Source organism: Desulfosporosinus youngiae DSM 17734 (assembly GCF_000244895.1).
Classification (GTDB): Bacteria; Bacillota; Desulfitobacteriia; order Desulfitobacteriales; family Desulfitobacteriaceae; genus Desulfosporosinus; species Desulfosporosinus youngiae.
Window position 1 is genome coordinate 2,007,784 of sequence record NZ_CM001441.1, and the last position, 22,658, is coordinate 2,030,441.

Consider the following 22,658-nt stretch of genomic DNA (forward strand, 5'->3'; position numbering starts at 1 on the left):
CCTTACGGCGAAATGTGGGGAGATAAAAGCGGTGTATATTCTCGGAGTATAACCACCCGTTATTATAAACTGACCTTTGGAAGCATGGCGGATAATCTTACGTTAATTATCCTGAGGATTTTGAGTGGTAAAGTCATAGCTATATGGAAATTTTTGTGACATCATTAAACAAAAACCTAGTCCCGAAAGCTAATTGGAGGTGCATATATGGCATCGGGTTCACACTGGCCCCGAGGACAGAAACAGGCAGCGTGGTGTTTACTGCATGATCAAGGACCTCGATTCCCGTATTGATTTGCGGGGTCTGGGCATACAGAATTTTTTTTCGAATTCACGGTTTGTATTGCGGATTGCTCATGGAGAATTTAATTACACCTTGTGAATTGGTAAGTGTGGCTTCGGTAATATCATTGTTCTTTAAATGCTTAAACAGGTTATCATACAGCAGGCTGCGAATATCTTCATAGTCATGCTTAAAGATATTGTCCGCAAGACCTGGAATTTCTTTACCTGACGTCGGCATTGTGCAAAAGTTCCTGATGGATGGACCAAATTCCGAGCCATCTCTTGCTTGCTCGTATTTCTCCAGGATATACTTGCCGCTATCATCTTTGCGGTAGGTGATTGCCGCCGGGATAATGCTGCCTCCTTCTTCTGATAAAGCGTTGCCAAAAAGCTTATACCTCGCACTATAAGTGGTTACAAAGACCTTTAGCAGATCTTTTTCCTCATAGCTTCCAAAAAGTTTCGGCGCGACAACCATGAACCCTCCTCTTTTAGAATCTGAATTTTTCTCGATTTCCGTAGCATAGACAAGTTTTTCAATTGGATTCTCACCATCATACTTATAATTTGGAAGCATGATCTCCTGGCGGATGGACAGGGCATCGTACCATTCCTGTGGAGACAGGGATTTGTCGCTAACGTTATTTTGCTTCCCCAAAAGTTCCTTGCACAGCTGCATCATAATCTGCCCGCGCAGTCCTTCGGCATTGCCGGCTTCAAACTGGGTCAGCATGTATTGCAGGGTATCTTCTCCGCCATATTTCATGAAGTTTTCATACTCATTTTTATGAGCATTAATATAATCCTGGGGATTTGAAGAAGTCTTTGGCGACGACATAATGATAGCCAAATTACTTGCAACATCAAAACCGGTCTGATGTTGCGGAGTGTTTCCGGCATCTGTAAAGATAGTGATGATTTCTTGCACAGTGGTAAAGTCGATTTTGTTGATATGGTCATAGGGCCTATCTATGTAGTAATTTTTTTCATCCTCCGTGTAGAGAAAATAGGAATGGTATGTTTCATCCCCACTCATTTTAATCCGAATATAATCAGGTACAGGAGGAATGTCGTTCTGAGTTGAATCGAAAAACAGGGATGGGTTATACTTCTCGCCGCTTTGCATAAGAACGGCCATCCGCATGATCGCTTTGCTGTCGGTAATAGTGACTGATGCGGCATCATTGCCATTCTCATGCTCGGTAAATATTATACTTCGAATCTGGGGATAGCCTGATCCAGCTATCTCTTTCATAGAAACATAATCCTCCTCTGGAATTATGTAATATCTGAATTTATCTTGATATACTATCATTGCAAGGGTAGGCTCAGATTCGAAAAAACGAATTTCATTGATTGTTTCATCCTTCACATGAATAGTAATAGATGGCGAAAGCTCATAAGGTGAGGAAACATTTTTTCTTTTCCAGTCATTTTCAGCAATATCCAGCCATTTTCCAAGCTCTCTGCCTGCAACAAAAGTATTGCCATAATCGGATGATTCAATTTTTATCTGTTCATGTTCGCCTATCCAGGACAGCATACTATTAGGATTAAGAAAGGATAAATCCGGTTCATTGTCAGAGGGATTTGATAGCAGTGCTATACCGGCACCTATTAAGACAATGGTCGAAGCAATCACCACCCAAAATACAGGTTTTTTATAATTCAATACATTCTTAATCCTTGCCTTTACATGGCTTTCACCAAAGGCTAGAGGATTGGCTGCAAAAAGTCCGTTTCTTTTTACCGAAAGTGAAAGTAGGGAATTGGAGTAACCGCCCTTGGCATCCTGGTTCATCTTTTGCAGAACGCTTTCATCACAAGACATTTCCATATCCCGGCTCATGAATGCGAAGGACAACCACATAAGCGGATTAAACCAGTGGAGAATAAGGGCGAGAAAAGCAAGGGGTTTAATGAGATAGTCCCGTCTTTGGATGTGTGTGCGTTCGTGTTCCAGTATGTAGGAAAGGTCAGCGTCTCTAACACTTACAGGCACATATATTTTGGGATGAATAAACCCGCAGACAAAGGCTGTACCGATCTGATCAGACTCATAAATATTGTCTTTAACCAGAGTAGCGGTCAGAAGCTGTCTCTTTATTTTTATGTACGAGAGCACACTGTAGGAAAGCAGCACAATAATACCTGCAAGCCAGATAAGGCTAAAAACATCCATCCACATCTGCAGAGGGTTTACGCTTGCGATTGGTGCAGTCTGGGGCAAGGATGAGTTCACTGTGCTGTCTAAGCTGCCTATATCGGATTGAAGTGCAGGTGCTGGCATAGAACCAATATCAGGGGGCACATATTCCAGCACACCCGCTTTGTTCTGTGAATTCACATTCAGCAGTCCTAAAAAACTAAAGGCTGTAGTGAAGGAGAAAGGGAAAATGAGCCGAAACAGCACCACTGCCCATAAGGCATAAGAGAAAATCTTGGGGGCTTTTCTTAAAAGCATTCGAACAAGAATAACGCCGCCAGCCACATAGGACGCGGTGATGCTCATGTTCAGAACGGTTGTGAACATTCCTTGTATGTTGCTCATTTGACCGCCTCCTCAATAATCTGCTTCAGCTCCTTAGCCTCCTGTTCGGTAATCTTTCGCTCGCCAAGAAAAGCGGTTAGAAATTTCGGAAGAGAGCCATCAAAGGATTTTTCGACCACTGCATTACTCTCGTACTTTTGCACATCTTCCCGTTTGACAAGTGAGGTTACAAGCGCATCTTGATTTTGCAGGATTCCGCGATCGCAGAGCTTTTTCAAAACTGTGTAGGTGGTGGATTTCTTCCATCCGAGTTTGTCTGCACACAGTCGGACAAGTTCAGTCGAATTGATGGGTTCGTTGTCCCAGATAATACTTGTGAATTTATACTCGGCATCAAAAAGCTTGAATTTTTCCATATACGCCAACCTCCTTGAGTCTATCGCGATAGATCTTGTTTGAGTTTATTGCAATAGACCTTGTGTGTCAATAGCCTGTTCCAATCGAAGTCTAATAAGAAAAGGTCAACACGGAAAACGTCCTGGCTTCATGCGGCTACTTGAGTTTTTTGCAATATTAGCTCAGACAAACAGAAATTCGATGAAAGGGTAAGAAAATGATTGAATATAAACGTGTAAAAGACTTTACAGAAGAACAACTTGAAGATTTGTTCTTATCAGTTGATTGGTTTTCAGGAAAATTCCCTGCGAAATTGAGAATAGCATTTCAAAATTCCAGCAAAGTTGTTTCGGCATGGGATGACATTAAGCTTGTTGGGCTTATTCGAGGTTTAGACGATAGTGTATGGCAGGCAACGATTGATTGTTTACTGGTGAATCCACAATATCAAGGTTATGGAATTGCTTCAACATTAGTGAATTCTTTATTGCAGGACTACAAAGATTTTCTTTACGTTGAAGTAGTACCTGATGAAAAGAAAAATGTAAGTTTCTATCAGAAGCATGGGTTTGAAATAATGGATGAAGGAACACCTTTGCAATTTAAAGGTAGTGGATGGAAATGAGATGAATTCCAATTTGTTGTGTATGCCAATATAATAGTCTCCAAAGGATAATTTACATTGGGAGCGTACCCATCAGTACTGCAGCTGGTGCGGAGCTCGGACAGAAAACAAACTAGATGATAGTGGCGATTACAAGAGACCGCAAACTATTATTAGCGAAAGGGAGTGGCTTTCAAGGCGACTTCTATAGCGTTTTGGCCGGTTTTGTAGAACCAGGGGAAACATTTGAAGAGTGTGTGCAAAGAGAAGTCAGAGAAGAAGTTGGCCTGGAAGTTGAGGGTAATTCCGCTGCGCACTTGAAAACAAGCACTGTAGGGGCATCCCAAACGGTCATTGTTCATCAGGGAACATTGCTCTTAGGCCGTTGGCAGGGCATTTATTTTTGTGAATTTGACGGTCCGCGAGAACGTACTTGTTATGTAAAGATCCTTATGTGAAATTTGTTTGGAGAAAGACTATAAAAATCCTGAAGACCTGGAGAAAATGCATATGAAGATAAACAAAGAGAATAAATGGAAGCGTGATTTCCTTACGATAGCCGGCGGACAGACGGTATCGCTCATAGGCAGCGCCGCCGTGCAGTTTTCCCTGATCTGGTGGCTGGCCACTGAAACGGGGTCTCCTATCATGATGTCAATCGCGGGCCTATTCGCCTTTTTACCCCAGTTGGTTCTCGGCCCCTTTGCAGGGGTGTGGGTCGACCGCCTCAAGCGAAAAACCGTCATTATAGCGGCAGACCTTTTTATAGGACTGGCGGCCCTTGTTTTCGCCTTTTTCTTCCTGTTTGGCAATCCGCCCTATTGGTCGGTTTGCTTGGTGTTGGGCATCAGGGGGCTGGGCAATGTGTTTCACACTCCGGCCATTCAAGCCGCGGTACCCATGCTGGTGCCGCAGCAGGAGCTGGTGCGCGCCAACGGCTGGAGCCAGTTCATGCAGTCGGGCGCCTTTCTGTTGGGGCCCGTATTGGGTGCGGCTATGTATGCCGCCCTGCCCCTTTGGATCATATTGCTGTCCGATTTTGCGGGTGCCCTTGTGGCCAGCGCCACGGTGGCAGTTGTTAAAATACCCGACCCGGAGCGGCAGATAAAACAAAGGCCGCGATTTTTCCATGAAATGAAGGAAGGCGCGGCGGCTATCTGCCAGGACAGAAAGCTGTTTATCGTGACGGCGGCCACGCTGCTCGGCATGGTTTTTTACGCGCCTCTGTCCACTTATTATCCGCTCATGACCAGTGACTATTTCCGAGCCGATGCTTGGCATGCCAGCATGGTCAACTTTGGTTATGCGGCGGGCATGATGCTCTGCGCCGTATTATTAGGAAAGTTCGGCACCATCAAAAACAAGTTTCCGGTTATCCATCTGGGACTTTTGGGCATGGGAACATCTTCATTGCTCTGCGGTCTGCTGCCTGCGGAGATGGTCTGGTTCTGGGTGTTCGCGGCATTGTGCGCCCTGCTGGGAGCCAGCAGCAACCTGTATAACATTCCCTATATCGCTTATTTGCAGGAAACCATCGCCCCAGAGCGGATGGGGCGTGCTTTTTCCCTGATCGGAAGCCTTAGTTCAGCGACTATGCCTTTGGGATTACTCATAGCAGGCCCAGTTGCTGAAAGCAGGGGAGTATCGTTGTGGTTTTTGGTTTCCGGGATCGCACTCCTGCTGCTTACGCTGGTCAGCGCCCTGCTCGTCCTCCCGCAAAAGGCGGATAATTAAAAAACATTGCATTCCTGAAAGAGCATTTTTCGGAGCCATTTCCTGGGGCATAACGGGAATTTATTAGGAGACACTTATAATAAAGGCAACCATTATTGAGAGAGCGAGGCGAATGCATTATGTGGCAATGTCCTAAATGCGGACGGGAGTTCAAGAACACAAACCAAGACCATTACTGCGGCGAACCGCCGAAAACGATTGATTCCTATATTGCCGCCCAACCGGAGGACGTTCGGCCGTACTTAAATCAAGTGCGGGATACGCTCCGTGATGCGCTTCCAGACGCGGAGGAGCGTATCTCATGGAGTATGCCGACTTATTGGCGCAAACAAAATATAGTTCATTTTGCGGCATTCAAAAAGCACATCGGACTATACCCCGGCGATAAGGCTGTAGAGCATTTCCTTGAAAGGCTCACGGAATACAAGACAAGCAAAGGCGCAGTGCAGTTTCCATACCGCATGCCGTTGCCACTCCCGCTTATCGCTGAAATAGCGAAATGGTGTTACGATACCGGAAATTATCACTAATGAGGTAGGGTATTGATGGAAGGCCCATTGAAGCTTATTGCATATAGGTTGGGTAGGTTTCATTAGGCACACTACCATCAATATAACTAGGTGTAACTGATGGCGATTCTTCCTTTGCAATAATAGGGATTCTTTCGTTGAAAAGTGATTTATCACCAAACGTAACTATGCTCCAAGAGGCAACTAATCCAGAAATAATATGTGTTAAAGCATAGGATAGGTTGCTGGTGCCGTCTTTAGGTGAAACCTTGTTGTTGTCAAAACCACTTAATAAGGCATTTACAGCTGAACCAAAAGCAGAAGCAGTAACCATACCTTTTATTGCCCATTTATTTAATCCAGCTTGAGTAAACATCCAAACCATAAATATTCCGTTTAATACATTTAATCCAAAGGTCATCCAACCACCTAATAATTGCCCATCCCATTTTTGTGCCTGCCTGCGGCTATTTACCCAAACACCTGCGGCAGTTGTCCAATACGAGCGTTTAGAAATACCTTGACGAGCAGATGTGTAATCAAAAAGAGATTGGATAACAAACGTTATACCACCTGCTAAAATGCCTAATAACATACGGTCTTTAGTTTTAGGAAGCTTCATAGTCTATGACATCTCCTTTCCGTGTTAGTCTGCTCAATAATTCTCTGTTTTCACATGAAATGTTTTCCGTTATATCCATCAATTAGGGGATGCCTTGAGTCTTTATTCTGGGATTCTGTAACTGAGATGAATAGCTATTGTATACTCTAAGACAAGACTGATTTTACAAAAATTTATATTTAAAATACGCTGTTTTCGTAAATATTGTTGCTTATTAAAGGTTTCTGTAAAATGGGATCAGGTGATAATTCAACATTTTTAGATGAAGATATTTCGAATTGGAGGAATTGAAAATGGATAGATGGGAATACAAAACTGTTACTTTTGATGCTAAGGGGTTGTTTAAATCAAAGTTTGAATTTGATGAATTTGATGTAGAGTTGAGTAAACTCGGCAACGAAGGTTGGGAACTTGTAACTATGGTAACCCCTATATCTGCTAGTGGATATACAGTTAAACTAGTAGCTACCTTTAAGCGTAAAAAATAAGTAGGGTACTGTATCGACACGGTTCTGGAATAAGCTTCTTCGGACATTATTTTTGTATCCTCAAGGCATGTTGAGTGCGTAATAATGATGACATATTGTGGTTCCAAAGGCGGAAGATATTAAAACGGCCGGTTTTTCATCAGAGCTGACTCGCATTGCTCTGATAAAAGACCGGCCGTTTTTCTGCTCTTTTATCATCTGAAGGAAGCCGGGCGGCAAAGTTCCGACCCGGGGAACACGAACACCATTACTCCTCCAAAGCCTCTCCTCGAAAGGCTTTTATATAACCCCGGGCAAAACGGTCTTTGCCCAGAAGCAGATTTGCCGCCGTTATCGCGGTAGTTAATTTGCAGTCCGTCGGGTCCATAATTGCGGCGTCCATTCCGTTAACCATACAAGCCGTTAAGAAATAGCGATTGATTATTTTGCGCTTTGGTAAGTCGTGAGATACATTACTTAAGCCGGATATAGTCTTGACGTTATAGACTTTTTTGATTTCTTCAAGACAGCGAAAAAAGATCACGCCATTTTCACTATTAACCGCCAAGGGAAGTACTAAAGGATCGATATAGACATCTTCCTCTATATTCACCTTAGCCCGCCTTAATTCATCAACGAGCTGCCCGGCAATTGCTATGCGCTCTTCCGCGGTCTTAGGGATACCGCTGTCATTTAAAGTCAAACCCACGACTGCACAGCTGAATTCACTGATCAGCGGGAGCATTCCATTTAGACGGCTGGTTTCCATACTAATAGAGTTAAGCATTGCTTTGCCACGGTGCAGCTTTAACCCTGCTCTAATGACCTCGGGATCCGTTGCATCAATGCAGAGAGGAACATCCACGACCTCTTGTAAAACCTTCACGGCCCATTCCATGTCGTCTAATTCGTTGTTTCCCTGGGCTGTATTAAGATCCAAATAGCTGGCGCCCCCGGCAACCTGACGGCGGGCCAGGTCCTGAACAAACTCCACATTTCTGGTCTTAATGGCTTCCCTCACCGACGGAATCGTACTATTGAGTTTCTCACCGACGATTAACATTCTAATTTACCTCCAATGGATCAAATATTGTCTCCGGCCTAAGGGTCTATGTCATCTCCTTTTTCCGGCTCACCGCGGCAAACCCTAAGGAAGCCGCAATCGCTGCGGTTAGAAGAATAGCGATGGGGATGGACGCAGTTCCCCAATTGCCTTGGGCATTATTGACAACGAACCCCACAACCGGGGGACCAAGCATAAAACCTGCATTGAATAGAAGATTCAAGATTGCCATAGCTAAACCGGCTAACCGGGGTGAGCATACAGCCTCCGGAGCTAGGGTAAAGGTAGCTGTCGGGTAAAATCCTACTATCAAACCTGTGAGAATCATCCAGGGTAAAATTAAACTCGCTGAGCCTATCAAAAAGGCATAACCATAAAAAATCAGAGTAAAGACCGCGCTGATCAGCAGAATAGCCTTAGGCTTTTTGAAATAGTCAATGGCCCAGCCGGCCAGTACAGTGGTTAAGATGCTGCACATAGGACTTATACTAGTGTAAAAATTGGCGGTTCCGGGGGGGATTCCATGGACATCCGTAAAAAAACGCGGAGCCCAAGTCGTAAATCCGGCATTGGCAAAACCAAAAGCGCCAAAGCCAAGAGCCAAAAGCCAAATAGCGGGGCTTTTGAACCCGGCCGCATAGGATACCTGCGGGTTTTCTTCCACTGCCTTTTGTGTATCTGCCTTACTATCCCCGGGACTTGTCACTACGCCCCAATAAACAACTAAAGCAACCAGCGCCGCCAAAGAACCAAACCACCAAACCCCCTGCCAATTGTAGGCTGATTTTAACGGGTTAGCCAGGTTAAAGATTAGAAAACTGCCAAGCGGTACCCATGACGCCCAAATTCCCATAGGCAGACCTCTTTGGGCCGGGGGAAACCACATGGCGATGACAGCGGGGGCCACAACAGCGATGAGCCCTAAGCCAATCCCCTCGATGGTCCTCCCCAATAGCAACATGGCAGCGCTTTCGGCAACCGCCCCCAGCGTTGAACCGATAATGGTGCAAATCAAGGCGATCATTCCGCCGCTCTTTGGTCCAAGCCGGTCCAGAATAAGAGCTGCCGGCAGGGAGAGAACCACCCCTGCCACGGCAAAAACCGACATTAGCCATCCCCCTAAAGTCAAGTCAATCTGCAACTGATCAAGCAGCATATCCATGACGGGGGGAACTTTAAATTGATTGATTACCACTGCAACACTAGCTAAGTAGACCGCCCACATAACCGCCCAAGCCTTCCGCATCATCATACTCCTTTACCAGACATATTCAACTTTAAAATGCCTGCCTTGGCGCTAACCCGCAAAAACTTGATTGGCGTACTTGACGGCATCGCTGGCTCCGACCCCGATAAAATCGGCTCCGACATTGTTTTTAACGATTTCGTCCACGTAGTTTCCACCGATGATAACTTTAGTTTGCAAACCGGCATTTCTAATCGCTGTGATCGTATCCTTCATGGCAGGCTGGCAACCCGTCAAAAGGACGCTCATTCCTACCAAAGGGGCATTGTGTTCCTTAATTGCGTCGACAAACTTGTCCGCAGGAACGTCTACCCCGAGATCGATAACATTATAGCCCGCTCCCTTGAGCAGCATAACCACAATGTTTTTCCCCAGGTCGTGCACATCCCCATGAACCGTCCCGATGACAACATCGCCGCGATGTTCCTGATTCACGCCGCCTAAGTGCGGCTCTAAAAGGTCCATGGCACCTTTCATGGCTTCACCGGCCAAAATAAGTTCGCTTAAAAAATAGTCGCCCGCTTCAAAGCGGCTTCCTACCTCACTCATGCCTTCCTGTAAGGATCTTACGATCTCCAAGGGTTTGGTTCCGCCGTCCAAACGCTGTTTAACTAATTCAATCGCTTTATCATCTTCTAATTCGGCAATAGCACTTGCCAGTGGTTCCGATAATTTTGCCATTTATTAAACCCTCCAATCGCATTTACTTGCCACCTTATTGGCTTTAGCGGTGTACCCAAAACCAAAGATAAGCGTAAGCCATCGCATCAAGCTGTTCCCATTCCTTTTTGACTATCTCTTTATTGCCTAAAATCTCGCCGAACTCTTTAGCCTTTTGATCCCAGGGGACACATACGCCGGGTCCCATGCCTTTGGTATTAACTTTATTCGTGTCTGTCATCAAGCTTACCTCCCCTTTTAGTACACCCCGTACTTCCTAGTCGCTTCTATTAAAGCTTCCATGTTTTCGGCCTTTACATCCATCTGCATAACCCCGCCGGTATCCATGATAAAGCCGCCGTCCTGGGCGTATTCGTCAATTAAGCGTTTACAGTACTCACTGACCTCTTCCGGTTTTCCGTAAGCCATCAAGGTGTTGGGAACATTGCCGCTCAGGCAGAATCTTCCGCCCAGGATTTCTTTGGCCTTAGCCATATCCGTAGTATCGACATGAAAAACAATGCTTTTATCCGGCAACTCGGCGATTTTTTCCAGATAGGGCGTCCAGTTGCCTTCGGCATAAAAGAGCACCCGTTTTCCCTGGTTCCACAGTTCCTCAATCACTGCTTTGAGACTCGGCCAATAGAAAGTATCCCATTGTTTAGGATTAAGGAAAGGATAACTGCCGCGGTGAAGGGGGAAGAAGGCTGGTAAAACCGTATCTCCTCCTGCTGTGGCCATTGCAAAATAAGCATTATGGGAAATTAACATGTCCATAGCTGCTGTTACTTTATCCGGCTGTTTACGCATGTCCAGCATAACTCCCGTCAAACCGCGCAGGGTATCCCCTAAGGTATCAAAGGGTGCTTTGCCAATTCCGGATATAGCCGAAGTGACCCCAAATTCCTGGGCCCAGGAAGCTCCGCCCTGCTGCATAGCCCCATTATTCAGCATGAAACCGATGGCGCCTTTGATTAAAGCAATATTGGCACGGTAGGAACCGGGTTCTGCGAACTCCTCATGAATTCGCGGCAGAAAATTATTCAGAATCCATTTGGTTGGGTCAGCAATAAAATCGTCATAGTCATTGGCTTCCATGTACTCGCCTTCAACATATTGGAATTGACGGTTTTCTTCCAATTGTCTGCCGGCAAAGCGGTAATAAACCGCTCCCACCGCATCATGCATCGAAGCCCACCATAGGCTGGGAGGGCTGAGAATAGCATCAATATCAAAATCTTTCAGGAACTTGTTAACAGATCCCATGTTTTTGTCCAATTCGTAATAGATTTCCTGAGGGCTTAAACCAACATGTTTAGCGACAAATTCACTGGGGTTGAGCCGAATTGGAACCTTATCCGGTTTTCCCATGTCCATAGCCGTGGTATATCGTTTGAGCTTTGCTTGGTGCTGTCCGTCTTTTTCCGCTGGCATTTATGTAACCTCCTGTCATTAGGTCAATATGGTTGAACCATAACAAAGTTTATTATGCGCAAAAGCCATATTTATAAACTCGAAAGGAAAATGCCTGCAAAGGAATTCGTTATCTTATCTTTGAGTAAGCAAAGATTGTTCCGGGTATTTTATGTATAAATTAATGAACAGTTTAGAATTAAAAGTTAGTATAAAAGGATTCCTAATGACGAATTGTCCGCCGTAAGGCTATAGAAAGGGGAAAATAACCATGGTTGACGTTACTTTTTTACCCTCCAGTCAAAAGGTTAGTGTTCCGCAAGGAAGCACAATTTTACAGGCGGCTATTGAAGCCGGGGTTCGCGTAGAAAGTACCTGCGGCGGAAAAGGAACCTGCGGCAAATGTAAAGTTCAACTATCAATGAAACATCTCTCACCTATTTCCAAAGTCGAAACAAGGTTTTTAAGTGCAATGGAACTGGAAGAGGGCTTTGTGTTAGCCTGTCAACGTGAACTACACACGAATACCGTTGTTAAGGTGCAAGAACAAAAAGAGGTTTTAAGCAGAAAAACGGATTTAAAATCAACCAAGGAAAAAGTCGCTTTAGCCCTAAGTTTAAGCAAGCATTTTCTTTCGCTTACACCTCCCGGTGTTGAGGACCAAACCCCGGATTGGGAGCGGGTTACAAATGCTTTACCATTCCGGGATATTCCATTTGATCGATCCCTGGCAGCGACGCTGCCCTCCGTATTGCGCCGGGAAAATTTTCGTGTAACTGTGGTTCTTGATCACCGGGAGATTGTTTCCATCGAGCCGGGGGATACCCGCAGCCGCTCTTTTGGCCTGGCAATCGATATTGGGACGACAACAGTAGTAGCCTACCTTCTGGATCTTAATCAAGGTATCGTACTCGGGAATGCTGCTGTGACAAATCCGCAAGCCGTTTTCGGGGCAGATGTTATCTCACGGATTACTCACGCCGCCAGTAATCCCAATGGACTTTTACAACTGCAGGAAAAAGTAATCGGCGGCCTTAACCACCTAATTGGGGATCTATGTCAAAAGTATGGGGTAAAAGCGGAAGAAATTTATCAGGCGACGGTGGTGGGCAATACCACGATGAGCCACCTGTTTTTAGGCATAGATCCGACTTATCTGGCCCCCGCACCCTTTATTCCGGTTTTCTGTCAACCGGTTGAGATAAAGGCCAAAGAATTGGGGCTCAAGATTCTGGCTGCCGGCAAGGTATTTGTTTTACCGAATGTAGCCGGTTATGTGGGCTCGGATACCATAGGGGCCGCTCTGGCCGTAAAGATCGATCAGTTATCGGGGATAACCCTGGTTATTGATATCGGCACGAACGGAGAAATGATTCTAGCGGGCAAGGGTAAGCTATTTACTTGCTCGACTGCGGCCGGTCCGGCCTTTGAAGGTGCCGAGATTAAATTTGGCATGCGTGCAGCCGAGGGAGCCATTGAAGGAGTTAGGATCCGGGAAGATGTAGAACTTAAGATTATAGCGGACGCCAGGCCTAGAGGAATTTGCGGTTCGGGACTTATTGACGCCATAGCTGAGATGGCCCGGGTTGGCATTTTAGACAAATCCGGGCGCATGGCCGGAACTCCAACCGTGTTAGAACAGCTCTCTCCCAAATTACGAGCGCGAATACGCGGAAAAGAATTTGTCCTTGTCTGGGCCGGTGAAACGGAAATGGGTGAGGACATTGTTTTAACTCAAAAGGATATAAGAGAACTGCAGTTAGCTAAGGCCGCGATTATGGCAGGAGTCAGGATCTTGTTAAAGGAAATGGATGTTGAAATGAACGAAATCCAGCAAGTCCTCTTAGCCGGGGCCTTTGGCAACTTTATTAAAAAGGAAAGTGCTTTAGGTATCGGCTTGCTGCCGAAACTGCCCCCTGAGCGGATATCGGCAATCGGTAATGCCGCCGGCGATGGGGCAAAGATGGCCTTACTGTCCGTTGAAGAAAGAGAAAGAGCCAAAAAAATCGCCCTCCAGGCGGAACACATTGAGCTTTCCAATAAGAAGGAATTTCAGGATCAATTTATTAAGTCGCTGGGATTTTGACCTTTCTTCTAAATTCTGATATTAAATAAAAACACTTCCTTTTTGGAAGTGCGGAGGAAACGTTTTTTATTCTATAATTGTCACAATGTCACAAGTTACTATTCATGTACATCACACCGGAAGAACTCCGCTGGCTAGCGCCATTGAAGCCAACCCCTCATCCTCCTCGATGTCCCGGAAGAACTGCGTGAGGACTTTATCGCCCACAACGATGTCGGAAACATGTCAAATTGATAGGTAACCTACATACGTTCAATCTTGATGATTGCCTTCCTTAAGACCTAACTCCAAATATTCGGCGCCGAATTTATGCATCATTTCAAGTATTGGGATAATATTTTTCCCTAATTCAGTTAACCAGAGCCAATGGACAAGAATCATACTTCAAACATTTATCGTTCATAAAACAGTCATCGTGTTTCTTAAAATCATTTGAGTGCCTTATGAAAAACATTCCTCAAGGGATTCATCCGGAGCCATGGGCCGGTTTTTTATCGCCCATCTTTCATGATAGAATAGTATCGTGAAAAGGGAGGACTGTTCATGCATAAGATCCTGATTGTCGAAGACGATTCCGTCATTGCCAGAGCGATTAAAAACCATATGGGGACATGGGGGTGGGAAGGGGAATGTGTGACCGACTTCGAGCGGGTGATGTCTCTGTTTGTCTCCTACAATCCCCAGCTTGTGCTCCTGGACATCTCGCTGCCTTTTTACAATGGCTACCACTGGTGCAGCGAGATCCGCAAGGTGTCCAAGGTACCGATCATCTTTATCTCCTCCGCTGCCGATAATATGAACATCGTCATGGCGGTTAATATGGGCGGTGACGATTTTATTGCCAAGCCTTTTAACCTGAGTGTCCTGACGGCCAAGGTGCAGGCCATGCTGCGCCGGACCTATGATTTTGCCGGACAGACCGATTTGTTGGAGCACCGGGGAGCCATCCTCAATACCGGCGATGCATCCTTAACCTATAACGACATCAAGGTTGAGCTGAGCAAGAACGATTATAAGATCCTGAAAATGCTGCTGGAGAATAAAGGGAAGGCAGTCGGCCGTGAAGCAATCATGGCCCGCCTGTGGGAAACGGACAGTTATATTGACGAAAACACCCTGACGGTCAACATGACCCGGCTGCGCAAAAAACTGGAGAGGGCAGGGCTGGCCGGCTTTATTGTAACCAAAAAAGGGATAGGGTATATGGTGACGTGATATGAAAGAAATCAGTCTATGGGCAGCGGGGAGGCAGTACCTCCGGGGGCATAGCAAGGGCGTCCTTTTGTACTGTATCTTTGCCGGTGTCTTTGCCTTGGTGTTTTATCTGTATCAGCTTCCGGCGGAAGCGGTGCTCTATGCAGCTTTGCTCTGTGCCGTTCTGGGCCTCCTGGTCCTGACGGCGGATTTTCACGGCTATTATCAGCGCTGCAGAGTGCTCCGGGATTTGCGGAAACAGATCATGTTCAGCCTGGAAGGGCTTCCTGAGGCTAAGGGCTTATTGGAAGAGGAGTATCAGGAACTGATCGCCGCCCTATACCGGGATAAAATCAGGCTGGTTTCCCGGGCCGATAATGAGCGGAGCGATCTGGTGGATTATTATACCCTGTGGGCCCATCAGATCAAAACTCCTATCGCCGCCATGGGCCTCCTTCTCCAGTCCCTCCCCTTGGCGGAGGACCGGAGTACTGCTCAGAGTATGGAGCAGAATAGCGAGCTGGCCATGGAGCTGTTCAAAATTGAACAGTATGTGGAAATGGTGCTCCAATACCTGCGGCTGGAGAGTCCTTCCTCCGATTTTGTGCTGAAACGCTATGCTCTGGACGATATCGTCCGGCAGGCGGTGCGCAAATATGCCAAGATGTTTATCCGCAAGAAAATCATCCTGGATTTCTCCCAGTTGAACTGTGACGTACTGACCGATGAAAAGTGGCTGGTGTTTGTGATTGAGCAGATCTTGTCCAATGCTTTGAAGTACACCCAGGAGGGGAAGATCTCCATTTATATGGCAAGAGACGGCACCAAAACCCTGGTGATCGCCGATACAGGGATAGGCATTGCCGGGGAAGACCTGCCCCGGGTCTTTGAAAAAGGCTTTACCGGTTATAACGGCAGAAGGGATAAAAAGTCTACAGGGATCGGTCTCTATCTGTGTAAGCGGATTCTGACCAAGCTGTCCCATACCATTGTGATTGAAGGGGAGCCGGGCAAAGGCACGAAAGTCAAGCTCGGCCTGGATACGGTGGATACAGTGCTGGAGTGAACGCCCAAAGTGCATTATCAGATAATTACCTTTAGCCTACGTATGTAAAGGAGAAAAACAAATGGAAAGAAAAATCAGTCAACAGGTTAGAGGCTATAGAACAAAGGACGGAGCCGGAGTGAGTTTGGTCAGGGTATTGGGAAACGGAACGGTTCAGGAATATGATCCGATTTTGATGCTCGATTCCTTTGATAGCACAAATCCGGATGACTACACTGCGGGATTTCCAATGCATCCCCACAGAGGTATTGAAACAATTAGTTATGTGTATCGTGGATTTATGACTCATAGGGACAGCTTAGGAAATGAGGATACAATAGGTGATGGAGAAGTACAATGGATGACAGCGGGTTCTGGTATTATGCATGAAGAAAAATTGCCGGCTGCCAAGCGGATGCTTGGTGTGCAGCTTTGGCTGAACCTTCCCGCAAAGGACAAAATGGCTCCTCCGGCCTATCACAGTATCAAAAACTCGGAAATTGAGGAAATAAAGTTTGATGGGGGCAAACTTAGACTGTTGGCGGGCGAATTTGAGGGAAGAAAAGGATATATGAGCAAATATCTTCCGCTTAACTATTACGATTTGCACCTCAACTCCAAGGCCTCGATTGTTTTGAATACAGAAAATGAGCGCTCTGTCATGGTGTTTACCCTTTTGGGGGACGCGTATATCGGGGGTAATCTGGTAAAGGAAAAGACGGCAGTAAAACTTACCTCTGGAGACGAGGCAGAGATAAGGGCTACCGATGAAAAAGCCCAAGTTTTATTCATAAGTTCAAAGCGACTGGCTGAACCGGTGGCTTGGGGCGGTCCTATCGTAATGAACACAAAAGAAGAATTGAATACAGCGTTTGATGAATTACAAAAAGGCACATTTATACAAAATAAAATCTCTTACTGAGAGTGTCAAATAGTCTTAGCTAGTTCAAAGAAGCCGGATTTATAAACTGAAAGCTGTGTAAAAAGGTCTGTTGACGGAAATGCTGAGGCTAACGCTGGGCCGTACCTGCTTTGTTGTCTTATACAAAAGGGAAGGAAATTAATGTGCCGTACTCTTTAAATTAAGCAGTGCAACACCGATAATAATTAATACTATACCTACGCCATTATATATATTGAGTTGTTCTTTCCAATATAGAATTCCAATCACTGCCGTTAACGCAGTTCCTACGCCTGCCCAAATCGCGTAAGCTATACTCAAAAGCACGTAGCCGTTCACTATTTTTCCTCCTCAGTTAACGAAAGTAAGTAGTTTAAAACTTGATCACGTACATCTTCCCTTAGATTCAATCTGGTCATTTTCAATATAATTTTGAAGTACTCTCAAATCCCTGGCCATGGACTTAACTAGGTCCGGCCAAACAATAAGGGCTTGTACCAAGAATCTTACGCGCGTAAGATTCTTGGTACAAGCCCGGGAGGAGGCTCTCATTTTTATGATGAAGAATTATGAACTATTTTGCTTTCGTCTTTGCTGTTTTTCGCTTGAAAAAAGACGCAGGGAATACATATATACGAAGGTAGGCAGAGATCAGAAAAGTATCCGCAATGGCAGATACCTCTGCTAAAGAGTTTGTTTGAGCCAGCAATCCAGGTCAAGAATTACTTCTCCTTTTGGTTTATGCTATAGCTCGGGAGGTGAGAAAATGAATCAGGTTGAAGGAATCAGGGCAGTGCAAAGAATGCAGGATTATATTGAGGACCATATATCCGAAGAGATTACCCTTAAGCAACTCGCCAATGCTGCCGGTTATTCTCCCTGGCACTCAGGGAGAATTTTTAAAGAGATAACTGGGAGAACCCCCTTTGACTATATTCGTGCATTAAGATTAACCGGAGCAGCTCTGGTTCTTCGTGATGAGGAACGAAAAGTAATCGATGTTGCCTTGGATTTTGTTTTTGACTCTCACGAAGGCTTTACCCGTGCTTTTGCCAAAGAATTTGGCTTACCCCCTAAAAGATATAGTCAAAACACTCCGCCCATTCAGCTTTTTATGCCTGAAAAAGTTTTCGATACCTTCCGAGCATTGCATAAAGGAGGAATGACTATGAGTGAGAAGAAAACAACCAAAACCGTATTTGTGCAAATTATTGAACGTCCGTCCAGAAAGGTACTTCTAAAGCGGGGAATCAAAGCAAGGGATTATTTTGGCTATTGCGAGGAAGTCGGCTGTGATGTGTGGTCAATGCTTTCAAGTGTTAAAGAAGCAATTTATGAACCCATTGGAATGTGGCTGCCGGAAAGCCTGATCAAAGATGGTACTTCCCAATATGTACAGGGAGTGGAGGTGCCCCTTGCCTACAACAATGCTGTTCCGGACGGATATGATCTGATTGAGCTGCCGCCATGCCAGATGATGGTATTTCAGGGAGAACCTTATAACGATGATGACTTTATGGACGAAATCGGCGAAATATGGCAGCACATTGAAAAATTCGACCCCAAAATTTACGGATTTAACTGGGAACCTGAAGCAGCACCGAGATTTCAGCTTGCCCCGATGGGGTATAGAGGGTATATTGAGGCCCGGCCTGTTGTTGCTGTGAATTAACTCCCCCAAAACCCCGGCAATCGTTTAGAGTGCCGGGGTTTTTTCCGAAATCTTAGCCTATGATGATTTGTATGTAAAAAGTGGGGGGCAGCCGAGTGAAAAATCAATCAGCAGTTGTCTCTGCCGCCGGGGACGGTTCAGCTGCTGGTTGATTTTTTTTATCCTAAGTAGGTTTTTTCTGGAATTTTAGCGAATATAGAGGAGTACTAAAGTCAAGTTAAGTAACTGTTTTTCTAAAACTCTATGTTAGCTATACGCAAAGAAGAGAAAGAGATTGTTTTGGCGAGAAGAAAGGATCGTTCCCAATACTGAAAACCAACAATTCGCCCGGCTGTCAGTGCCATGATGTCTTCAGGTTTGGCAGGGTTTAAGAACTTCTTTGCAGAAGGAATGTTATGAATATTTAAATTTCAGTTTAAAATTGAGCTGTTTTAGAATTGAACAGGGATTCCAGACTTTACGATTGGGGGAACCTTTAATGGGCTATGAAAGTACAGAGAGCGAGAAGCCAGGAATGCTTAGCAATGAACTTCGAGCTGTGCTTGACTCAGTCTACAATGGAATTATCGCTGTTGATATCAATGGCAAAATAACCTATATCAACGAAACTGCCAGGAAGTTTATGGAAGGCGGAGAAGAAATTATCGGGCGTGATGTCAATGAACTTATTCCTTTGTCTGAGATCAAGGATGTTTTACATAGTGCAGAGCCCCAATATGGAGTTAAGCTGCAGATTGGGGATAGAACCGTATTAACCAATCGCACGCCCATAATAATTAATGGGCAAATAACCGGAGCGGTAAGTTCTTTTATAGATATTACCGACCTGGAATTGGTCTCTCACCAAATCCATTCTGTTCAGGAACTGAATAGCGAACTCAGCGCCTTGATCGATTCTTCGGCTGACGGTTTAGTCATTTCAGATGGTAAAGGCTGCATAATCCGCATGAACAAGGCCTACCGCTTAATGCTTGGCATCCCCCTTGAGGAGAATTTTACAGGACAACCTGTCACAGAACTTGTCACAAGAGGTTACTTATCAGAACTTGTCACAGCTAAAGTACTCCAAACCCTTAACTCCGCTACGATGATTCAGGAAATTAAGGGTAGGGAAATTCTCTTTACAGGGACCCCTGTTTTCAATACCAAGGGCGAGGTAGTACGTGTCATTGCCAATATACGGGACCTCACTGAACTAAATTCCCTGCGGCGGAATCTTCATAAATTTTCTCAAGAGATGGATAGCTATCGCTCTGAACTATCCCGCTTAAAGATAAAAGCCTTTGAGGAGGGCTTTATCTTTAATAGCCCTGAAATCCGAAAAATTGTGGAATTATCCATTCGTGTGGCGCCGGTGGATACCAATGTGCTGATCACCGGGGAATCCGGCGTAGGCAAGGAAATTATAACCCGGATGATTCGGGAAGCAAGCAAGCGATCCGCCGGACCTTTTATTAAAATTAATTGCGGAGCTCTCTCCCCAGGTCTGATCGAGTCGGAACTGTTCGGTTATGAGGAAGGAGCCTTTACAGGGGCCTCCAAGAAGGGCAAACCCGGAATCTTTGAGCTTGCTTTCAATGGAACCTTATTCCTCGATGAAGTGGGTGAACTTCCCCTTGACCTTCAAGTCAAGTTACTGAGAGTGATTCAGGAAAAGGAGATTACCCGCCTGGGCGGGACCCAAAGTATTCCTGTTGACGTGCGCTTGATTACAGCGACAAACCGCAATTTAGAGCAAATGGTTAAAGAGGGGACGTTCCGCCAGGATCTTTATTATCGCTTAAATGTTGTCAATATTTATGTCCCGCCTCTCCGCGAACGCGTAACCGATATTCCTATGTTGGCGGAATACTTTATGCGTAAATTCTCGAAGCAATATAATCTTAACCGCAAGATTTCTCCGGAACTCATGCAGGCTTTTACGGAACATGATTGGCCGGGAAACATTCGTGAACTTGAAAATACCATTGAACGAATGGTAATTTTAAGCCCTGATGAAGGGATCGATCCTTCTTTATTTAATGGCTCTAAAGAAATAACTGCCGCAGATCCGCTTCCCCTCAGTCTTTTGAAAGATGCCTTAGCCGAAACCGAGAAGAAAATGATCTTACAAGCCTATCATTTGAGCAAAAGTACCAGGAAAGCCGCTGCAATGTTAGGCATTAATCAATCTACCGTAGTACGCAAGCTGAAGCTTTATAGAAAAGAAAGTTTGGTGATGCCGGGAAACATCACTGATTAGCTGGCGCATCAGAGATTGCCGGTAAAATGACCTGAAGCGATGCAATAGAGCATCGCGTATTTTTTTGCTTAATTTCTGTGTCTGAAAATTCGAACAAAAGGCTGGCGATGCGTTGCCTGAATATTGAAAATATGATGGCATATTTTTTGCATTACATTTAGATGAGCGCGCCCTAAAGGGTTAAAGGAACAGGCAGGTTCGTACCAGCAAGCGGCCGTTGAAAATCCGCGGGCAGAGATAATTTAAAGATCAGGACGAAAGGATGGTAAGCCATGAAAATTAAAGACAGAGTTGCCCTGGTAACAGGCAGCGGTCAGGGATTAGGAAAAGCAATTGCTTTCGCCTTAGCCAATGAAGGGGCTGACCTGGCAATTAACGATATCTCCCTGAATGAAGTAAAAGCCCGGGAGACCGTTTGGGAACTTCGTAAAATAGGAACCGACGCTGAGGTTTTTCTCGCGGACGTGACTCAGGAACGTGAAGTCCAGCAGATGGTTGAGGAAATCATAGCCCGTTTCGGACGTATCGATATCCTGGTTAATAATGCCGGTATTAATCGTGACGGTTTGATCCATAAAGGCAATTTACAGAATTGGCAGGCCGTAATGGATGTCAATCTTACCGGGCCTTTTATCTGTACAAAAGCCGTCTTGCCTGGTATGAGACAAAATAATTATGGCCGGATTGTCAATATCTCATCTCTTACGGCCAGACTGGGTATCCCGGGGACGGGGTATTATGCGTCAACAAAATCGGGGTTAATCGCCTTAACTAAAGTTACGGCTGCTGAGAATATGTCCAAAGGAATTACCTGTAATGCCCTGGCCCCCGGTTATATTAAAACGGATATGATGATGAACTATCCTGAAGAACAACTTCAGGCACTCATTGCCAGGATTCCAGCCGGCCGTTTAGCGGAACCGGCTGAAATCGCCGATGTGGTTGCCTTTGTCGCGGCTGATTCTGCAGCCTACATGACAGGTGCGGTGATCGATATCAATGGAGGGTATTTTATTTAGAGATCACTCAAAACGCCTATTGACAAAGTTTGCTATGGGAGATGCGGAGATGGAAAAACTTATTGAAGGCTTCATCCAAAAAGACCGAATGGCTCTTAGTAAGCTGATCACGCTGGTCGAGAACGATAGCCCTGAATCCCTGGATATTATGAAGGCAATCTATCCCCTGACAGGTAAAGCGTATGTTCTCGGGGTTACCGGTCCTCCCGGCGCTGGAAAAAGTACCTTAGTTGATAAGTTAATTCGTAATTTCAGAAGTAAGGCTGATGGTGTCGGTGTGCTCTGTATAGACCCCAGCAGTATTTTCGGCGGGGGGGCTTTTCTTGGTGACCGGGTGCGAATGGAGTGGGCTTACCAAGATGACGGTGTCTACTTGCGGAGTCTGGCCACCCGTGGTGCTCTGGGCGGTTTGGCTCCCCGGGTAAGTGAAATTATTAAACTGATGGACGCCTTTGGGAAAGAGGTTATCATTGTCGAAACCGTAGGAGTGGGTCAAATGGAAGCCGATATCCTTCGTTATGCCGACACCAAGATTGTTGTTTCCGTTCCGGGACTGGGCGATCAGATGCAGGCCTTAAAGGCCGGAATCTTAGAAATTGCCGATGTCTTAGTTGTCAATAAAGCGGATCTCCCCGGTGCCCGGGATGTGGTCGACGACCTGCAAATGATGCTCTATTTGAGGAAAGACAGTGACTGGACCCCGGAAATTATCCTGACGGAAGCCCTCCATGACCGGGGGATCTCAGACCTGGATGCAGCCCTGGAAAGACACAGAACATTTTTAGGGCAATCGGGATTAAAAGAACGACAGACCCGTCTGCAGCGTGAACATGCCTGCTATAGGGCTGTAGAAGAAGGATTAAAAAACTACCTGCGTGAAAGCTTTTTAGAAGCTGAGGAAGTTAAAGATATTTTCAGGAGAGTTCAGGAGGAAGGCTTAAATCCCTATCAGGCCGCCGCTGAAATTCTGCAATTGCTTTTTAGCAAGACATGTAGAGGAAGGTGAATA

Annotated in this window: 22 protein-coding genes and 1 pseudogene; 14 read left to right on the top strand and 9 right to left on the bottom strand. The window is 45.5% G+C overall.

Going from position 1 to position 22,658, the window contains the following annotated elements:
* Positions 1 to 331 precede the first annotated feature (331 nt).
* Together DESYODRAFT_RS09390 and DESYODRAFT_RS09395 are read right to left on the bottom strand one after the other, a co-directional pair.
* Positions 332 to 2,836, bottom strand: coding sequence for a M56 family metallopeptidase (locus DESYODRAFT_RS09390; protein ID WP_007782251.1), 2,505 nt, complete (start codon positions 2,834 to 2,836; stop codon positions 332 to 334).
* Positions 2,833 to 3,192: a BlaI/MecI/CopY family transcriptional regulator gene (locus DESYODRAFT_RS09395; RefSeq protein ID WP_007782253.1), complete on the bottom strand. Its 360-nt coding sequence runs from the start codon at positions 3,190 to 3,192 to the stop codon at positions 2,833 to 2,835. The genes DESYODRAFT_RS09390 and DESYODRAFT_RS09395 overlap by 4 nt, the downstream gene beginning before the upstream one ends.
* Positions 3,193 to 3,389: 197 nt before the next feature.
* Here DESYODRAFT_RS09395 and DESYODRAFT_RS09400 point away from each other — a divergent pair, with 197 nt between their 5' ends.
* The 4 genes from DESYODRAFT_RS09400 (at position 3,390) to DESYODRAFT_RS09415 (ending at position 6,040) form a co-directional block, all read left to right on the top strand.
* Positions 3,390 to 3,797 (top strand): GNAT family N-acetyltransferase, encoded by a 408-nt coding sequence (locus DESYODRAFT_RS09400; RefSeq protein ID WP_007782254.1) that lies wholly within the window; start codon positions 3,390 to 3,392, stop codon positions 3,795 to 3,797.
* A 116-nt stretch (positions 3,798 to 3,913) separates the two neighbouring features.
* Positions 3,914 to 4,234 carry a secondary thiamine-phosphate synthase enzyme YjbQ gene (locus tag DESYODRAFT_RS29110; protein ID WP_007782257.1) on the top strand — a complete coding sequence of 107 codons (321 nt, stop codon included), beginning with the start codon at positions 3,914 to 3,916 and terminating at the stop codon, positions 4,232 to 4,234.
* A gap of 7 nt (positions 4,235 to 4,241) precedes the next feature.
* Positions 4,242 to 5,510: an MFS transporter gene (locus DESYODRAFT_RS09410; RefSeq protein WP_242833591.1), complete on the top strand. Its 1,269-nt coding sequence runs from the start codon at positions 4,242 to 4,244 to the stop codon at positions 5,508 to 5,510.
* Positions 5,511 to 5,629: 119 nt separating this feature from the next.
* Positions 5,630 to 6,040, top strand: coding sequence for an iron chaperone (locus DESYODRAFT_RS09415; RefSeq protein ID WP_007782262.1), 411 nt, complete (start codon positions 5,630 to 5,632; stop codon positions 6,038 to 6,040).
* 34 nt (positions 6,041 to 6,074) lie between these two features.
* On the opposite strand, the gene DESYODRAFT_RS09420 is transcribed toward DESYODRAFT_RS09415, so the two are convergent.
* On the bottom strand, positions 6,075 to 6,641 hold the full coding sequence (locus tag DESYODRAFT_RS09420; protein WP_007782265.1) for a hypothetical protein: 567 nt from the start codon (positions 6,639 to 6,641) through the stop codon (positions 6,075 to 6,077).
* 293 nt (positions 6,642 to 6,934) lie between these two features.
* Between DESYODRAFT_RS09420 and DESYODRAFT_RS09425 the strand changes: the two genes are divergently transcribed.
* Positions 6,935 to 7,129, top strand: a complete 195-nt coding sequence (locus DESYODRAFT_RS09425) for a DUF4177 domain-containing protein (RefSeq protein WP_007782267.1) — start codon at positions 6,935 to 6,937, stop codon at positions 7,127 to 7,129.
* 247 nt (positions 7,130 to 7,376) lie between these two features.
* Here the strand turns inward: DESYODRAFT_RS09425 and DESYODRAFT_RS09430 are convergent, their stop codons facing one another.
* From DESYODRAFT_RS09430 to DESYODRAFT_RS09445, 5 genes are read right to left on the bottom strand one after another with little or no spacing between them, the layout of a single operon-like run.
* A complete protein-coding gene (locus tag DESYODRAFT_RS09430; RefSeq protein ID WP_007782269.1) occupies positions 7,377 to 8,171 on the bottom strand; it encodes a methyltetrahydrofolate--corrinoid methyltransferase in 795 nt (264 codons plus the stop codon).
* A gap of 46 nt (positions 8,172 to 8,217) precedes the next feature.
* Positions 8,218 to 9,423: an MFS transporter gene (locus DESYODRAFT_RS09435; RefSeq protein ID WP_083842149.1), complete on the bottom strand. Its 1,206-nt coding sequence runs from the start codon at positions 9,421 to 9,423 to the stop codon at positions 8,218 to 8,220.
* Between the two features lie 45 nt (positions 9,424 to 9,468).
* Positions 9,469 to 10,098: a cobalamin B12-binding domain-containing protein gene (locus tag DESYODRAFT_RS09440; RefSeq protein WP_007782275.1), complete on the bottom strand. Its 630-nt coding sequence runs from the start codon at positions 10,096 to 10,098 to the stop codon at positions 9,469 to 9,471.
* A gap of 43 nt (positions 10,099 to 10,141) precedes the next feature.
* Complete coding sequence (locus tag DESYODRAFT_RS28675) at positions 10,142 to 10,318, bottom strand: hypothetical protein (protein ID WP_007782279.1); 177 nt, start codon at positions 10,316 to 10,318, stop codon at positions 10,142 to 10,144.
* Positions 10,319 to 10,335: 17 nt separating this feature from the next.
* On the bottom strand, positions 10,336 to 11,511 hold the full coding sequence (locus DESYODRAFT_RS09445) for a uroporphyrinogen decarboxylase family protein (protein ID WP_007782282.1): 1,176 nt from the start codon (positions 11,509 to 11,511) through the stop codon (positions 10,336 to 10,338).
* A 250-nt stretch (positions 11,512 to 11,761) separates the two neighbouring features.
* Here DESYODRAFT_RS09445 and DESYODRAFT_RS09450 point away from each other — a divergent pair, with 250 nt between their 5' ends.
* The 5 genes and pseudogenes from DESYODRAFT_RS09450 to DESYODRAFT_RS09465 all read left to right on the top strand — a co-directional run bounded on the left by DESYODRAFT_RS09450 (position 11,762) and on the right by DESYODRAFT_RS09465 (position 16,737).
* Positions 11,762 to 13,576, top strand: a complete 1,815-nt coding sequence (locus DESYODRAFT_RS09450) for an ASKHA domain-containing protein (protein ID WP_007782284.1) — start codon at positions 11,762 to 11,764, stop codon at positions 13,574 to 13,576.
* A 156-nt stretch (positions 13,577 to 13,732) separates the two neighbouring features.
* Positions 13,733 to 13,807, top strand: a pseudogene (locus DESYODRAFT_RS29930) (DUF3102 domain-containing protein); the annotation flags it as partial.
* Between the two features lie 312 nt (positions 13,808 to 14,119).
* The gene (locus tag DESYODRAFT_RS09455) at positions 14,120 to 14,791 is read left to right on the top strand and encodes a response regulator transcription factor (protein ID WP_007782287.1); all 672 of its coding nucleotides are present in this window, start codon (positions 14,120 to 14,122) and stop codon (positions 14,789 to 14,791) included.
* 1 nt (position 14,792) lies between these two features.
* The gene (locus tag DESYODRAFT_RS09460) at positions 14,793 to 15,836 is read left to right on the top strand and encodes a sensor histidine kinase (protein ID WP_007782290.1); all 1,044 of its coding nucleotides are present in this window, start codon (positions 14,793 to 14,795) and stop codon (positions 15,834 to 15,836) included.
* A 61-nt stretch (positions 15,837 to 15,897) separates the two neighbouring features.
* On the top strand, positions 15,898 to 16,737 hold the full coding sequence (locus DESYODRAFT_RS09465; RefSeq protein WP_007782292.1) for a pirin family protein: 840 nt from the start codon (positions 15,898 to 15,900) through the stop codon (positions 16,735 to 16,737).
* Between the two features lie 138 nt (positions 16,738 to 16,875).
* Here DESYODRAFT_RS09465 and DESYODRAFT_RS09470 read toward each other — a convergent pair whose 3' ends face one another.
* Entirely contained in the window at positions 16,876 to 17,055 is a 180-nt protein-coding gene (locus tag DESYODRAFT_RS09470) for a DMT family transporter (RefSeq protein ID WP_242833593.1), read from the bottom strand.
* A 427-nt stretch (positions 17,056 to 17,482) separates the two neighbouring features.
* On the opposite strand from DESYODRAFT_RS09470, the gene DESYODRAFT_RS09475 reads away from it, so the two are divergent.
* The 4 genes from DESYODRAFT_RS09475 to meaB all read left to right on the top strand — a co-directional run bounded on the left by DESYODRAFT_RS09475 (position 17,483) and on the right by meaB (position 22,655).
* Entirely contained in the window at positions 17,483 to 18,388 is a 906-nt protein-coding gene (locus DESYODRAFT_RS09475) for a helix-turn-helix domain-containing protein (protein WP_007782295.1), read from the top strand.
* A 478-nt stretch (positions 18,389 to 18,866) separates the two neighbouring features.
* Entirely contained in the window at positions 18,867 to 20,630 is a 1,764-nt protein-coding gene (locus DESYODRAFT_RS09480; RefSeq protein ID WP_007782298.1) for a sigma-54 interaction domain-containing protein, read from the top strand.
* 272 nt (positions 20,631 to 20,902) lie between these two features.
* Positions 20,903 to 21,649 (top strand): 3-oxoacyl-ACP reductase FabG, encoded by a 747-nt coding sequence (fabG, locus tag DESYODRAFT_RS09485; RefSeq protein WP_007782301.1) that lies wholly within the window; start codon positions 20,903 to 20,905, stop codon positions 21,647 to 21,649.
* A 49-nt stretch (positions 21,650 to 21,698) separates the two neighbouring features.
* Positions 21,699 to 22,655 (top strand): methylmalonyl Co-A mutase-associated GTPase MeaB, encoded by a 957-nt coding sequence (gene meaB / locus DESYODRAFT_RS09490; RefSeq protein ID WP_007782303.1) that lies wholly within the window; start codon positions 21,699 to 21,701, stop codon positions 22,653 to 22,655.
* The last annotated feature ends 3 nt before the right edge of the window (positions 22,656 to 22,658 follow it).

What these genes read in the sequence shown, in the direction of transcription:
- DESYODRAFT_RS09445 (WP_007782282.1), bottom strand. Translation starts at nt 11,511, where the DNA reads ATGCCAGCGGAAAAAGACGGACAGCACCAAGCAAAGCTCAAACGATAT.
- DESYODRAFT_RS09435 (WP_083842149.1), bottom strand. Translation starts at nt 9,423, where the DNA reads ATGATGATGCGGAAGGCTTGGGCGGTTATGTGGGCGGTCTACTTAGCT.
- DESYODRAFT_RS09395 (WP_007782253.1), bottom strand. Translation starts at nt 3,192, where the DNA reads ATGGAAAAATTCAAGCTTTTTGATGCCGAGTATAAATTCACAAGTATT.
- DESYODRAFT_RS09465 (WP_007782292.1), top strand. Translation starts at nt 15,898, where the DNA reads ATGGAAAGAAAAATCAGTCAACAGGTTAGAGGCTATAGAACAAAGGAC.
- meaB (WP_007782303.1), top strand. Translation starts at nt 21,699, where the DNA reads ATGGAAAAACTTATTGAAGGCTTCATCCAAAAAGACCGAATGGCTCTT.
- DESYODRAFT_RS09480 (WP_007782298.1), top strand. Translation starts at nt 18,867, where the DNA reads ATGGGCTATGAAAGTACAGAGAGCGAGAAGCCAGGAATGCTTAGCAAT.
- DESYODRAFT_RS09460 (WP_007782290.1), top strand. Translation starts at nt 14,793, where the DNA reads ATGAAAGAAATCAGTCTATGGGCAGCGGGGAGGCAGTACCTCCGGGGG.
- DESYODRAFT_RS29110 (WP_007782257.1), top strand. Translation starts at nt 3,914, where the DNA reads ATGATAGTGGCGATTACAAGAGACCGCAAACTATTATTAGCGAAAGGG.
- DESYODRAFT_RS09425 (WP_007782267.1), top strand. Translation starts at nt 6,935, where the DNA reads ATGGATAGATGGGAATACAAAACTGTTACTTTTGATGCTAAGGGGTTG.
- DESYODRAFT_RS09430 (WP_007782269.1), bottom strand. Translation starts at nt 8,171, where the DNA reads ATGTTAATCGTCGGTGAGAAACTCAATAGTACGATTCCGTCGGTGAGG.
- fabG (WP_007782301.1), top strand. Translation starts at nt 20,903, where the DNA reads ATGAAAATTAAAGACAGAGTTGCCCTGGTAACAGGCAGCGGTCAGGGA.
- DESYODRAFT_RS09455 (WP_007782287.1), top strand. Translation starts at nt 14,120, where the DNA reads ATGCATAAGATCCTGATTGTCGAAGACGATTCCGTCATTGCCAGAGCG.
- DESYODRAFT_RS28675 (WP_007782279.1), bottom strand. Translation starts at nt 10,318, where the DNA reads ATGACAGACACGAATAAAGTTAATACCAAAGGCATGGGACCCGGCGTA.
- DESYODRAFT_RS09400 (WP_007782254.1), top strand. Translation starts at nt 3,390, where the DNA reads ATGATTGAATATAAACGTGTAAAAGACTTTACAGAAGAACAACTTGAA.
- DESYODRAFT_RS09440 (WP_007782275.1), bottom strand. Translation starts at nt 10,098, where the DNA reads ATGGCAAAATTATCGGAACCACTGGCAAGTGCTATTGCCGAATTAGAA.
- DESYODRAFT_RS09475 (WP_007782295.1), top strand. Translation starts at nt 17,483, where the DNA reads ATGAATCAGGTTGAAGGAATCAGGGCAGTGCAAAGAATGCAGGATTAT.
- DESYODRAFT_RS09450 (WP_007782284.1), top strand. Translation starts at nt 11,762, where the DNA reads ATGGTTGACGTTACTTTTTTACCCTCCAGTCAAAAGGTTAGTGTTCCG.
- DESYODRAFT_RS09390 (WP_007782251.1), bottom strand. Translation starts at nt 2,836, where the DNA reads ATGAGCAACATACAAGGAATGTTCACAACCGTTCTGAACATGAGCATC.
- DESYODRAFT_RS09415 (WP_007782262.1), top strand. Translation starts at nt 5,630, where the DNA reads ATGTGGCAATGTCCTAAATGCGGACGGGAGTTCAAGAACACAAACCAA.
- DESYODRAFT_RS09420 (WP_007782265.1), bottom strand. Translation starts at nt 6,641, where the DNA reads ATGAAGCTTCCTAAAACTAAAGACCGTATGTTATTAGGCATTTTAGCA.